2 protein-coding genes are annotated in these 2,744 nt (G+C 72.0%); both read left to right on the forward strand.

Annotation, left to right across the window (positions count from 1 at the left end; genetic code table 11):
* Nucleotides 1-123: 123 nt before the first annotated feature.
* Nucleotides 124-453, forward strand: a complete 330-nt coding sequence (locus tag BLW84_RS44435) for a hypothetical protein (protein ID WP_093278597.1) — start codon at nt 124-126, stop codon at nt 451-453.
* A 27-nt stretch (nt 454-480) separates the two neighbouring features.
* A partial coding sequence (locus BLW84_RS48780; protein ID WP_218157752.1) for a WXG100-like domain-containing protein occupies nt 481-2,744 on the forward strand: 2,264 nt, incomplete at its 3' end.

Consider the following 2,744-nt stretch of genomic DNA (forward strand, 5'->3'; position numbering starts at 1 on the left):
CCAGCCACAAGAAACCGCGAAACGCGGGTTTGACCCGGGACGTAACCACAACTGTGAATCGCGGAGAGGCGGAACTGTGAATCGCGGAGAGGCGGACCAGTATCGCGGAGAGGCGGACCAGTCATGAGCGACGCGCTGAACGTCAACGGTGGCCCGGAGGCGGTCGCGGCACTGCTGAGGCGGCTCGGCCAGTACGGCGAGGCGTACAAGGACGCGGCGAGCGCGAGCAAGGAGCGGATCGCGGAGCTGATGGACGACCCGCGGACCTTCGGCGGCGACCGCATCGGGCAGCAGGGGAAGGCGAACTTCCCGGATTCCGACGCGGTGTTCGAGAACCGCGCGCACCTGGCGAGCCAGCTGAAGATCATCGCGGAGAACGGCATCGAGGCGCTGGGCAGCTACGGCACGGTGGACGACTACTTCGCCGACCAGCACCGGAACGTCGAGGCGTGATGGCGGGTTCGGTCGCGGAGGTCCGCATTGGGTGACGGCGGCATCGGCGAGGGTGCCTCCGATGCGCTCGACGCCTTCGCGCAGGGCGTGGTGGACTTCGGCGAGCAGATGGACGTGTACATCGACGAGCTCAACGAATGGTTGCGCTCGTGGTTCCACTCGCCGATCGTGCTCCCGCGGCTGAGCTCGGTCTTCCGCCTGCTGATCGGCGACTACCCGGAGGCCGACGAGAACCTGTCGGCGGAGCTGGGCAAGGCGTGGGTGGCGGAGGCCGAACGCGCCGTCGAATTCCTACGGGAAGCGCAGCAGGCCGCGGCGGACGTCACCGCCGGCTGGAACGGCGGCATCGCGGCGCCCACGATGAAGATGGCCGTGATGAAGCTTTCCCAGGCGGCCAACGACTACGTCACCACGGCCGGTTCGTACGCGCAGGGAGCCTTCAAGTTCAACAACAGCGTGGTGCTGGCCAAGAGCGCCTTCCAGGCCAGCCTGCTGCTCCTGTGCTACGAGGCCATCCGTGCGGCGATCGCTGCGGTGCCGACCTGGGGCGCCTCCATGGTCACCGTGCCACCGGCGGTCATCGTGGCGCGGAACGCGACCCGCGTGGCCGTCGAGAAGGCGTTGCAGCGCGTCGGCGCGATCTTCATCCAGCAGACCCTGCGGAAGCTGGGAATGCGCGCCGGGACTGCTGCGGCGCAACTCGGTGGCCGGACGTTCGCCAGGTTGGGCACGACGGCGGCCGGACGCGCGGCGACCAGGATCGGGCAAACCGCCGGGGGCAAAGCGCTCGGCAGGCAGCTCGCGCGCACGGCCGCGCGCCAGCAGTCCGGTCCGATCATGCGCCAGCTGGCGATGGACGCCGCCCGCACCGGGAGCACACCGGCCCTGCGCAGGGCGGCGGCGAAGAGCGTTCGGAAGAACGCGGCCATGCGGGAGGCGGTCGAGAAGCAGATCGCGGCGAGGCTCGCGGGTCGACCGGTGCCGTTCGCGTCGGCGTTGAGCCGGGAGCAGGCACGGCTGGTCGACGACGCCGTGCGCAAGACCTTCGAACGAGGGTTGGCCACCAGGACGGGCACCAAGGCGTTCACGACCGGCAACATCCTGCGGCAGCGGATGGTGGGCTACGGCCTGCAGAGCGCGCTCAAGTTCGGCATCGGCGCGGACGTGTTCGCCCAGGTCAAGACCGTGCTGGAGACCGACGGCCGGTACACCTACGACCCGCGCTCCACCGCGGCGGCCTTCGTCGGCGCGAGCCTCGGCGGCGCTCCGCTGGGGCTGGCCAGCAAGACGTCGGGATTCGTGGCGCTCGGCGCGGCCGGTGGCGTGGCCGGGCTCGTCGGGGCGACGGCGGTGACCTCGCCGGGCACTCCCGCCCGGATCTTCGGCGGCGACGGCATCACCGCGGAGAGCATCGGGCAGGCGGCGCTGGGCGGCGCGGTCGGCGGGTTGTGGGAGCAGCGCATCGGCGAGCGCAGCTTCCACGAGGTCACCGAGGCCTTCGACCTGATGTCGGTGATCAGCACCGGCCAAGCCCCGCACCTGACGAACTTCATCGCAGACCCGGCCACGGCCGCATCGCCCGCGGCCGGCCAGGCCCCGGCGCTCACGCCCGCCGGAGACGGACCCGCCGCTGCTCCGGCCGGGAACGGCTCGATGGGCGGTGCTCATGCAGCAGGCCCGGCGGCAGGTGGTGCGGCCGGCGGTGGTGGGTCGGGAGGCGGAGCGTCCGGCGGGTCGGGCTCCGGTGGGTCGAATGCGGGGCAGGGCGCCGGTGGGGCGCGCCCCGGTGGCGGAGCCGCGGGCGGCTCGGCGGGTTCGGGTGGCGGCTCGGGCAACGGAGGTTCGGGCAACTCCACATCCGGCGCCGACGACGGGGCGGATGGCGAGAACGGCGGCGGCCGGGAAGGCGGCGAGAAGCCCTCGGAAACCGCGCCGGAATCGGGAGAACCGGAGGCCGGAAGGCCGGGCCCCGGCAGCACCGAAACCGGTGCGCCGGAGGCCGGGCAGCCGGATTCGGGTGGAGCCGAGTCCGGCCGTCCAAGCTCCGGGAACACGGCGGAAAGCCCGGAAGCGAGCGCCGGATCACCGGGCGCCGAAACGCGCCCCGCCAGCCCGGGAGAGCCCGGCAACAACGCCACAACGCCGGAGGCGGCGAACCCGACCGGTTCGCCGGATACCGGAAACTCCGCTGGGACAACGGAGAACGCCGGTCCGTCCGGATCGACTGAGACCGGGACTCCGGCTGCGGAGGCCGGTAGTTCCGCTGGGACGACGGAGAACGCCGGTCCGTC

The sequence above is a fragment of the Saccharopolyspora shandongensis genome (assembly GCF_900106995.1).
Taxonomy (GTDB): domain Bacteria; phylum Actinomycetota; class Actinomycetes; order Mycobacteriales; family Pseudonocardiaceae; genus Saccharopolyspora; species Saccharopolyspora shandongensis.